A 9,364-nucleotide genomic window follows, 5' to 3' on the forward strand; every position below is an offset into this window, starting at 1 on the left:
CAGCACGGTCGAGGTGAGCGGGGCGACCATGAGCGAGAGCCCGAGGCCGAAGACGGTGATCCCGGGCAGCACGTCGCGCCAGTAGTCGACGTCGGCACCCACGTCGCGGATGAGCAGCGTGCCCACCGCCATCACCAGCGGACCGACGGTCATCGGGATTCGGGGGCCGATCCGCACCCCCAGGGCGCCCCCGCGGGCCGCGAGGAAGAGCATGCACAGGGTGATCGGCAGGGTGGCCACGCCGGCCCGGAGCGCGTCGTACCCGCTGACCGTCTGCAGTTGGATCACCAGGAAGAACAGCACGGCGCCGAGCGCGGCGTACACCAGCAGCGTCATCGCGTTGCTGGCGCTGAAGGTGCGGTCGCGGAAGAGCTCGGGGGGCATCATCGGCGCCTTCTCCCGCCGCTCGAGGGCGACGAAGGCCACCGCCGCGATCACGCCGGCGGCCGCCGCCCACGGCGCCCCGTTGCCGCCCCACTCGATGAGGGCGTACGTCGTCCCGCCCAGCGCCAGCGAGGCGAGCACCGCCCCCAGGTAGTCGAACGACGACGGGGCGTGGGGGTCGCGCGACTCCGGCACCCACCGCACGGCGATGACCACCGTGACGACCGCCAGCGGCAGGTTGAGCAGGAAGATCCAGCGCCAGCTCGCATGGTCCACCAGCAGGCCCCCGACGAACGGCCCGATCGCTCCCGCGACGCCACCCAGACCCGACCACGCCCCGATCGCCCGCGCCCGGTCCCGTGGCCCGAACGACCCCTGGATCATCGCCAGGCTGCCGGGCGTGAGCAGTGCCCCGCCGATGCCCTGCAGGATGCGCGCGAGCATCAGCACCTCGGCGGTGGGCGCCAGCCCGCACAGCAGGCTGGCCCCGGCGAAGACGACCGTGCCCAGCACGAAGATGCGGCGACGCCCGAAGCGGTCGCCCAGCGAGCCGCCGATGAGGATCAGCGAGGCCAGCATCAGCAGGTAGCCGTTGTTGATCCACTGCAGCTGCGCCAGCGAGGCGTCGAGGTCCTCGCCGATCGTGCGCAGCGCGACGTTCACCGCCGAGCCGTCCAGCCACGTCATTCCCGAGCCGAGGGTCGCGGCCGCGATGACGGCGCGACCACGCGGCGTACCCCACCCGATCGGTTCGCCGCCCACGGCCAGCAGGCTAGGCCACCGGGGCGGCCCGTGTCGGCCCGCGTCAGCCGCCGAGCACCTGGCGCGCCATCCAGGCCAGGTCGGCGGCGGTCCGCTGCGCCGCCCCCGACGGCTGCATGATGTGGCTCAGCACGACCCGGACGACCATGTCGATCGCCGGGGCCAGCCGCTGCGGCGGCAGGTCGAGGTCGAAGGCCCGGACCCGCTCCTCGATCACCGCCTTGGCCGTGTCGAGCAGCGTCCCGGCGTGCGTCGTCAGCAGCGGGAGCAGCTCGGTGTCGGCACCGTGGGTGGCGCTGACCACCGCCTTGAGCAGGGCGTTGTCCTGGGCCAGGACCAGGACGTCGTACGCCGCCGCCTCGATCGCCGCGGTGATGTCGTCGGCGTGCAGCTCGAAGGCGCCGTCCACGACCCGGAGGAACCGGTCGAGCTCGCCGAGGATCATCGCCTCGGCCAGCGCGTCCTTGGTGCCGATCTCGTTGTAGACGGTCTGGCGGCTCACGCCGGCGGCCTCGGCCAGCCGGCCCATCGTCACCCGCGCCCAGCCCACCTCGGTGGTCATCGCGACGGCGGAGGTGACGATCCGGTCGCGCAGGGTGAACGGGGTCGGGGTCGCCATGGCGGCGAGTCTAGGCAGGCCGCCGCGCACCTCCGGTGCATCTCCCGTGCGCTCCGGTGCGCTCCGGTCAGGCGCCCACCCGGGTCGGGTCCACGGGCACGAAGTCCGCCTTGTCCCGGACCCCGCAGTCCGGGCAGCACCAGTCGGTCGGCACGTCGACCCAGGCCGTGCCCGCGGGGAAGCCCTCGTGCTCGTCGCCGACCGCGACCTCGTAGGTGTAGGAGCACCCCGGACAGCGCGCGGCGAGCACCTCCTCCACGGGGGCGGGCAGGACGTCCTCGCGCACGTCGGCGACGGCGGGTGCGCCGGCGTCGTACCGCCCCAGATACCGCTGGCGGTGCCGCGGGCTCAGGTTGGCCCGGCCCACGTCGCCGTCGAAGTGCGCGACCACCCGCGGGTCCATCACCCGGCGCCACAGGGGCGGGAGGAGGGCCAGCACGATCATCCCGGCGTACCCGGTCGGCAGCACCGGGGACTCCTCGAAGTCGCGCAGCGCCTGGTAGCGCCGGGTCGGGTTCGCGTGGTGGTCGCTGTGGCGCTGGAGGTGGTAGAGCAGCACGTTGGTGGCGATGTTGTTGGAGTTCCAGCTGTGGCTGGGGAGCACCCGCTCGTAGCGTCGGCGCTCACCCACCCCGACCTTCTGACGGAGCATCCCGTAGTGCTCCATGTAGTTGACGACCTCGAGCAGCGAGAAGCCGACGACCGCCTGGAGGAGGAGGTAYGGCGCGATCCCGACGCCGAGCCACGCGACCAGGCCGCCCCACAGCACCGCCGTCATCGCCCAGGCGTTGAGGACGTCGTTGCCCGGCCGGAACGGGTGCTGCTTCCGGCGGGCGTAGCGGCGCTTCTCCAGGCGCCACGCGGACCTCAGCGAGCCGCCGACCGTGCGCGGCCAGAACGCGTAGAAGCTCTCCCCCAGCCGGCTGCTGGCCGGGTCCTCGGGGGTCGCGACGCGGACGTGGTGGCCGCGGTTGTGCTCGATGTAGAAGTGACCGTAGGCGACCTGGGCCAGCGCGATCTTGGACAGCCAGCGCTCGTTGGCCTCCTTCTTGTGGCCGAGCTCGTGGGCGGTGTTGATGCCGATCCCGCCGATGCAGCCGATGGAGACGGCCAGCCCGACCTTGTCCACCGTGCCCAGTCCGCCGACCGCCTCGGGGCGCGCGAGGAGGTAGCAGGCGCCGAGGAACCCGGCGTACTGGATCGGCAGGAAGAGGTAGGTGATCCAGCGGTAGTAGCGGTCGTTCTCGAGCGCCTCGATCACGTCGTCCGGCGGGTTGGACCGGTCCAGCCCGGCCACCAGGTCGATGGTCGGGACGACCCCGAGGATGACGATCGGGCCCAGCCACAGCCACACCCCCCAGCCGGTGATGTGGTGCAGGCCGACGCCGGCGAAGGCCAGGCTGGGCACCACCAGCCCGATGAGCCACAGGTGGCGCTTCCGGTCCGTCCAGCCGTCCGTGGAGCCCGGGGGGACCGTGCCGCCGAGCGAGCGAGCCTGGCTCATGGAGCCACCTTTCATCGAGGGGTTTACAAGACCCTAGGGTTTGTAAACTACCTTGACAAGAGGGGCTGAGTTGTAAAGTGGGGAGTCCCCGCCGGCTCAGGACCAGGTGATGCCGGCCGCCCCCCACGTGGAGTCCCAGTCGTCGGAGTCCGGGGTGACCTCGTCGCCGCGGTTCCACAGCGTCAGGTAGAGCGCGACGGCGGAGCCGCCGAGCAGCGTGTCGCCGTCGGGACCCGCCGCCGGGTCGATCCGCGTGGTCACCGCCGACRTCGGGCCCACGTCCACCGTCCAGGCCACGCCTGCGGCGTCGGGGAGTACGACGATCCGGTGCGGCTCCGAGGAGCGGAGCCGGGAGCGGGGGCGTGGCAGGAAGCCGGTGAGCAGCTCGTCGATCCCGTCGAGCGCCACCTCGTCGGAGATCCACGAGACGTCCGCGGCGCGCGGGAGGCGTCCGAGGTACGCCGCCGCCGCGTCGACCGCGTGGATCGTCGTCTCGTGGCACTGGCGCCGGGCCCAGAACTCGCGCGGTGTCGCGGCGTCGGCCAGGAACACCGGCGCCTCGAGGTCCTCGGGAGCCTGCACGAGCGCGGTGACCAGCTCGATCGCGCCGTCGGCGAGCCAGTCGAGCGGGTCGGCCGCGTCGATCCCCTCCTGCTCGAGCACCTCCGGGGCGGCGGCGAGCCCGCGGACGGTGGCGGTCGCCCACCGGTGCACCATCCCCTGGTGGGCGACCAGCCGGCGCACGGTCCAGTCGGGCGTGGTCGGCACCGGCGCCCGCAGCCCGGCGCGGTCGGCGTACCGCACGAACGCGACCATGGCCTCCCGCAGCCCCTCGAGGTGGCGCGGGACGCCGAGGCGGGGTCGTGCGGACGAGATGGTCATGCCGCCACGGTGACAGAGGACGGGACGCGTCCGCTCGTGCTTTTCCGGGGGCCCACCGGCCCCCTAGCGTGGGCGACATGACCGACATCCTGATCTTCCCCTCCGTCCTGGGCCTCCGCGCCGGCGTCACCGACACGGCCGAGCGGCTGCGGGCCGCCGGGCACCGCGTCGAGGTGATCGACCTGCTCGACGGACGCACCTTCGACTCCTACGAGCCGGCCCTGGCCCACCGCGCCCAGCTCGACGGGGACGCCCAGGAGGCCGAGGCACTCGAGCGCTCCCGGGTCGTGGACGGGCCGTTCGTCGCCGTGGGCTTCTCGGCCGGCGGCGGCCTGGCCGAGTACGTCGCCACCCAGCGCCCCGACGACGCCCGCGGGGTGGTGGTCATGGGGAGCGCCATGCCGACCAAGTACCTCGGCGACGGGTCCGCGACCTGGCCATCCGGCGTCCCGGTCCAGGAGCACGTCGGCGACCACGACGACTTCGACGACGGTCCCGAGGTGCGTGCCGACTTCACCGCGGACGTGAAGCGGGCCGGCGTCACGCCCGAGCTCGTCACCTACCCCGACTCCGGCCACCTCTTCAACGAGCCCGGCCTGCCCGCCGAGCACAACCCGGCGGCGGCCGAGGAGTTCCACGCCCGCGTGCTCGCGTTCGTCGACGGCGCCGCCTGAGCCGGCGGCCAGGGGTCGACTGGTCCGCAGCACGGCCCTGCGGCAGGGTGTGCCCATGAGCAACGACCCCTTCGGCATCGACTTCGGCGGCACGGGCATCAAGGGGGCGCCGGTCGACCTCGACTCCGGCGCCTTCGCCGGCGACCGCGTCAAGATCGCCACCCCCCGCCCGGCGACGCCGGAGGCCGTGGCCGCCGTGTTCCGTGAGCTCGTCGGCAGGTTCCCCGCCTCGACCTCGCCCGTGGGCGTGACCGTGCCCGCCGTCGTGCGCCACGGCATGGTCTCCTCGGCCGCCAACATCGACCGGTCCTGGATCGGCAGCGACGCCGACGCGATCTTCACCGAGGCCCTGGACCGGGAGGTGCACGTCGTCAACGACGCCGACGCGGCCGGCCTCGCGGAGGTCGAGTACGGCGCGGCGCGCGGCCGCGGCGGTCTGGTCATCGTCACCACGCTGGGGACCGGCATCGGCTCGGCGCTCATCCACGACGGCGTGCTCGTCCCCAACTCCGAGCTCGGACACCTCGAGATCGACGGCCACGACGCGGAGTCCCGGGCGGCCAACAGCGTCCGCGAGAACGAGGACCTGTCCTACGAGAAGTGGGCCGCGCGCCTGACCACCTACTACCGCACCGTCGAGCGCCTCTTCTCCCCCGAGCTGATCGTGGTCGGCGGCGGCGTGAGCAAGAGCTTCGACAAGTTCGGTCCGCTCATCGACATCGAGACCGAGATCGTGCCGGCCACCCTGCGCAACAAGGCGGGCATCATCGGCGCGGCCCTCGTCGCCACCCGCGCGGCCGAGCACGGCTGATCGTCAGGCGGACGGCCCCGGCGGCTCCGTGATCGCCCGGAACGCGTCGCGGGCCCCCCGCAGGTAGCGCTCCACGACCGCCCGCTCCGCGTCGTCGAAGGACTCGTCGAGGCGCTGCAGCGCGGTGAACATCGGCATCAGCCGCATCAGCACCTCCTCGCGCCCGGAGGCGGTGACCATCACCCGCGTACGACGCCGGTCCCCGGCGTGCGGCTCCCGCGTCACGTGTCCGTGGCTGGCCAGGCGATCGACGATGCCCGTGCCGGCGGCGGTGCTGACCTCGAGGAGCCGGGAGAGCTCGGCGGGCCCGAGCGGCTCGCGCACCAGGTGCTCCAAGGCGGCCAGCTCGGTCTCGCTCAACCCGGCCTGACGAGCGACGATGGGGCGCATCCGGGCGGCGGCGTCGGCGAACTCGCGCAGCGCGTCGAGGCTGCMGGTCTGCTGCCAGGCGTCGGCGAAGGCGCTGGCCGGCGCGGCGGCCGTGGCGGCCTCCGAGGGCCTCGGCTGTTCCACGTCCGACTCCCGCATTTTGTTTCACCTACTTAGCGACTAAGGTTCTGAACTATTGTTCCACGGCAGCCCCCACGAGGAGATCGTCCATGTCCACCCCCACCCTTCCACGCGACCGCGCCGATGAGGGCGAGCGCCGGATCTCCCCCCTCCTGGGTCGTCGTACCGCGTGGCTGGTGGCGCTCATCCCCCTGCTGCTCGCCGTCGGGCTGATCGTGGGACTCGGCGAGGGGACGCGGGAGCGGACCAGCCTGGACTCCCTCCCCGAGGGCTACGACAGCACCCAGGGCACCGCGCTGCGCGACGCCCTGCCCGACGACGACGCCTCCGTCGCCGTCGTGCTGTGGACGAGCGACGAGGGCGAGCTGAGCCGTGAGGTGGTGGCCGACCTGAGCACCCAGGCCGAGCAGCTCGGCGCCGTGCCCGCCGGCCCCACCGGACCCGTCACGGTGGCCGAGGACGGCACCGCCGCGATCGCCGTGGTGCCGGTGGAGTCGACCTCCGCCACCGAGAACGCCGACCGGGTGACCGAGCTCCGCGACACGCTGACCGCCGACCGTCCCGACGGCGTCACGAGCCAGGTGACCGGGCCGGCGGCGGTCGAGGCCGACCTGGCCGCCGTCTTCGAGGGCGCCGACACCAACCTGCTGCTGGTCACCGCGGGCGTGGTGGCCCTGCTGCTCCTCATCACCTACCGCAGCCCGATCCTGTGGCTGATCCCGCTCACCGTCGTCGGGGTCGCCGACCGGCTGGCCGCCGTGCTCGCCACCCAGGTGATGGCCGTGCTCGACGTCGCCTGGGACGAGTCGACGGTCGGCATCCTCTCGGTGCTGGTCTTCGGCGCCGGCACCGACTACGCGCTGCTGCTCATCTCGCGCTACCGCGACGAGCTGAAGGCCCACGAGTCCCGGTACGTGGCGATGACCGTCGCCGTACGCCGTACCGCCGAGGCCGTCCTGTCCAGCTCGACCACCGTGGTGCTCGGCCTGCTCACCCTGCTCCTGTCGGTGGTCCCGACGACGCGGGGGCTGGGCCTCGCCTGCGCCATCGGCGTCGTGGTCGCGGCGACCTTCGTGYTGCTCGTGCTGCCGGCGGCGCTCGTGCTGTTCGGTCGGTGGGTCTTCTGGCCGCGGGTGCCGCACGTCGGGGACCCCGCGCTGGTCGACACCGACTCGCTGTGGCACAAGGTCGGCGCCCGCGTCGCGAAGCGTCCCGCGGCGTTCGTGACCGGCACCCTCGTGCTGCTCGCGGTGATGGCGATCGGCGTCTTCCGCATCGACACCGGCCTCGACCAGGCCGACCAGTTCCTGGTGGAGCCCGAGGCGATCTCCGCCTCGAACCGTCTCGCCGAGTCGTTCCCCGCCGGCGTCTCCGACCCCGCGCAGGTGCTGACCCGCGACGACGCGGACCAGGTCCTCGCGGCCGTCCAGGGCGTCGACGGCGTCGGCACCGCGGCGATCGGCCAGCAGGGCAACGGCGTCTCCCAGATCGACGCCGTGCTCGACGCCCCGTCCGGCAGCGACGAGTCGCGGGACACGATCCTGGCGATGCGCGACGCGGTCGCCCCCTTCGACGACACCCACGTCACCGGCACCGAGGCGACCGCGATCGACCAGGGCGAGAGCGCCCAGCGCGACCGGCTGCTGATCCTGCCGCTGATCCTGGTCCTGGTGCTGGGTGCCCTGCTCCTGCTGCTGCGGGCCGTCGTGGCGCCGCTGCTGCTCGTCGCGACCGTGCTGGCGACGTACGCCGCGAGCATGGGCATCTCGTGGTGGCTCTTCACCGGGCCGCTGGGCTTCGAGGCCCTCGACTCCGGAGTGCCGCTGTTGGCGTTCCTGTTCCTCGTGGCGCTCGGCGTCGACTACAACATCTTCCTGGTGACCCGCGCCCGCGAGGAGGCCGCGGAGCACGGGTCACGCCAGGGCATGCTGCGGGCGCTGACCGCGACCGGCGGGGTGATCACCAGCGCGGGCATCCTGCTGGCCGCGGTCTTCGCCGTGCTGGGCGTCCTGCCGCTGGTGGTGCTCGCCCAGCTGGGCACCGTGATCTGCATCGGCGTCCTGCTCGACACCCTGCTGGTGCGCACCGTGCTGGTGCCCGCGCTGGCGCTCACCCTGGGCGACCGCTTCTGGTGGCCGCGCAGGGTCGGGCCCGAGCACCCGCTCGAGGCCTGAGCCCGGTGTCGGGTCAGCGGCGACGCTGGCCCGACACGGAGGCGTAGTACGCGCTGGACTCCCGCTTCCACAGCAGGAAGACGATCGCGGCGCCCAGGACCAGGTTGACCACCCCGAGCAGCGTCGAGAGCACCGGCTGGGGCTGGGAGAACGAGAAGAGGAACGACACCGCGGACAGCCCGAACAGCACGGTCGCCACGATGCGCGCCCAGCCCTTCCCGCGACCGTTGGCCCACGCCATCCACAGCCACAGCGCCACGCCGATGAGGCCGACGAAGACCGCGAAGGCCGTGCCGATCGCCACGGCCGTGTCGACGGCGTCTGCGGTGATCGYGGTGCCCTGGTCCTCGAGGGTCTGCTCGACCTGGTCGCGGATCTGGCCGCGGAACAGGAAGGTGCTCAGCAGGCTCACCAGCGACAGCAGCGCCCCCACCCGCATCAGCAGCACGGCCGTGCGGATCGGCGCCGGCGGCTCGGTCACGACCGGCGCCGCGCCGTACTGGCCGGGCTCGCCGTAGCCGGGCTGCTGACCGTACGGCGACTGGCCGTAGTCCGGCTGTCCGTAGCCCTGCCCGTAGTCGGGCTGTCCCTGGTCCGGTCGGCCGTAGGGGTCGCCACCCGGCGTGTCGGTGCCGCCCTCGGGCGTGTTGGTGCCGTCGTTGCTCATGTCGTCCTCCCCGTTGACGGCGGCCGGTGCGGCCGCCGGTCCGGACAGACTAGTGAACGGCACGCCCGCGAGACGCTCAGGACTCCTTGTGGCTGATCGCGGCGGCGACCTTCTTGGCGACGTCGGGGTGGAAGACGCTCGGGATGATGAACGAGGCGTTGAGCTCCTCGTCGGTCACGACGAGCGCGATGGCCTCGGCGGCGCGCAGCAGCATCTCGATGGTGACGTCCTCGGCGCGGGCGTCGAGGAGGCCTCGGAAGACGCCCGGGAAGGCCAGCACGTTGTTGATCTGGTTGGGGTAGTCCGAGYGGCCGCTGGCCACCACCGCGGCCCGCTTGCCCGCCTCGGCGGGGTCGACCTCGGGGTCGGGGTTGGCC

The 9,364-nt window shown here is 73.0% G+C and carries 10 protein-coding genes; 3 read left to right on the forward strand and 7 right to left on the reverse strand.

Annotated elements, in window-relative coordinates; genetic code table 11:
* From ACXJKL_RS07500 to ACXJKL_RS07515, 4 genes are all read right to left on the reverse strand, one after another.
* On the reverse strand, positions 1 to 1,146 hold a 1,146-nt coding region (locus ACXJKL_RS07500; RefSeq protein ID WP_457206434.1), incomplete at its 3' end, for an MFS transporter.
* 43 nt (positions 1,147 to 1,189) lie between these two features.
* Entirely contained in the window at positions 1,190 to 1,765 is a 576-nt protein-coding gene (locus tag ACXJKL_RS07505; RefSeq protein WP_457206435.1) for a TetR family transcriptional regulator, read from the reverse strand.
* A gap of 67 nt (positions 1,766 to 1,832) precedes the next feature.
* Positions 1,833 to 3,269: a fatty acid desaturase gene (locus tag ACXJKL_RS07510; RefSeq protein ID WP_457206436.1), complete on the reverse strand. Its 1,437-nt coding sequence runs from the start codon at positions 3,267 to 3,269 to the stop codon at positions 1,833 to 1,835.
* Between the two features lie 96 nt (positions 3,270 to 3,365).
* Entirely contained in the window at positions 3,366 to 4,151 is a 786-nt protein-coding gene (locus ACXJKL_RS07515) for a maleylpyruvate isomerase N-terminal domain-containing protein (RefSeq protein ID WP_457206437.1), read from the reverse strand.
* A 77-nt stretch (positions 4,152 to 4,228) separates the two neighbouring features.
* Here ACXJKL_RS07515 and ACXJKL_RS07520 point away from each other — a divergent pair, with 77 nt between their 5' ends.
* Positions 4,229 to 4,825, forward strand: a complete 597-nt coding sequence (locus tag ACXJKL_RS07520; RefSeq protein ID WP_457206438.1) for a dienelactone hydrolase family protein — start codon at positions 4,229 to 4,231, stop codon at positions 4,823 to 4,825.
* Between the two features lie 55 nt (positions 4,826 to 4,880).
* Positions 4,881 to 5,636: a polyphosphate--glucose phosphotransferase gene (ppgK, locus tag ACXJKL_RS07525; protein ID WP_457206439.1), complete on the forward strand. Its 756-nt coding sequence runs from the start codon at positions 4,881 to 4,883 to the stop codon at positions 5,634 to 5,636.
* Positions 5,637 to 5,639: 3 nt separating this feature from the next.
* Here ppgK and ACXJKL_RS07530 read toward each other — a convergent pair whose 3' ends face one another.
* Complete coding sequence (locus tag ACXJKL_RS07530; protein WP_457206440.1) at positions 5,640 to 6,149, reverse strand: MarR family winged helix-turn-helix transcriptional regulator; 510 nt, start codon at positions 6,147 to 6,149, stop codon at positions 5,640 to 5,642.
* Positions 6,150 to 6,235: 86 nt separating this feature from the next.
* Here ACXJKL_RS07530 and ACXJKL_RS07535 point away from each other — a divergent pair, with 86 nt between their 5' ends.
* The gene (locus ACXJKL_RS07535) at positions 6,236 to 8,320 is read left to right on the forward strand and encodes an MMPL family transporter (RefSeq protein ID WP_457206441.1); all 2,085 of its coding nucleotides are present in this window, start codon (positions 6,236 to 6,238) and stop codon (positions 8,318 to 8,320) included.
* Between the two features lie 13 nt (positions 8,321 to 8,333).
* On the opposite strand, the gene ACXJKL_RS07540 is transcribed toward ACXJKL_RS07535, so the two are convergent.
* Together ACXJKL_RS07540 and ACXJKL_RS07545 are read right to left on the reverse strand one after the other, a co-directional pair.
* Complete coding sequence (locus ACXJKL_RS07540) at positions 8,334 to 9,050, reverse strand: hypothetical protein (protein ID WP_457206442.1); 717 nt, start codon at positions 9,048 to 9,050, stop codon at positions 8,334 to 8,336.
* 13 nt (positions 9,051 to 9,063) lie between these two features.
* The coding region (locus ACXJKL_RS07545; protein ID WP_457206443.1) for a malic enzyme-like NAD(P)-binding protein at positions 9,064 to 9,364 on the reverse strand (301 nt) is incomplete at its 5' end.

It is taken from the genome of Nocardioides sp. P5_C9_2, assembly GCF_054049555.1.

Bases quoted from the DNA above. Each gene is read 5' to 3' on its own strand.
- ACXJKL_RS07505 (WP_457206435.1), bottom strand. From the start codon at position 1,765: ATGGCGACCCCGACCCCGTTCACCCTGCGCGACCGGATCGTCACCTCC.
- ppgK (WP_457206439.1), top strand. From the start codon at position 4,881: ATGAGCAACGACCCCTTCGGCATCGACTTCGGCGGCACGGGCATCAAG.
- ACXJKL_RS07520 (WP_457206438.1), top strand. From the start codon at position 4,229: ATGACCGACATCCTGATCTTCCCCTCCGTCCTGGGCCTCCGCGCCGGC.